Here is a 364-nt window from a genome sequence, read left to right on the forward strand (position 1 = left end):
GTGAAATACCAGCCCGTCACGTCGCAAAACCGCATTCCGCTGGTTCAAAATGGCACGGTAGACATTGAGTGCGGCTCGACCACCAACAATGCAACCCGTGCGAAAGATGTGGCTTTTGTCGACACGACGTTTGTGGAAGAAGTCCGCATCGCCGTCAAAGCCAATTCGGGCATTACATCGATTTCCCAACTGGGCGGCAAGAACGTGGCGACCACTACCGGCACCACTTCGGTGCAGACGCTGCGCAAGAACAAGCGGGCTACCGGCGTTGACTTCAAGGAAATTTTCGGCAAAGACCACTCCGACAGTTTCCTGCTGCTCGAATCGGGGCGCGCTGATGCTTTCGTCATGGACGGTTCCATTG

The 364-nt window shown here is 55.5% G+C and carries 1 protein-coding gene; it reads left to right on the forward strand.

The window, feature by feature from the left end:
• The coding region (locus B3F77_RS01835) for a transporter substrate-binding domain-containing protein (RefSeq protein ID WP_293603301.1) at nt 1-364 on the forward strand (364 nt) is incomplete at both ends.

Origin of the sequence: Polaromonas sp. UBA4122, from assembly GCA_002381615.1 — a bacterium.
Classification (GTDB): Bacteria; Pseudomonadota; Gammaproteobacteria; order Burkholderiales; family Burkholderiaceae_C; genus Polaromonas.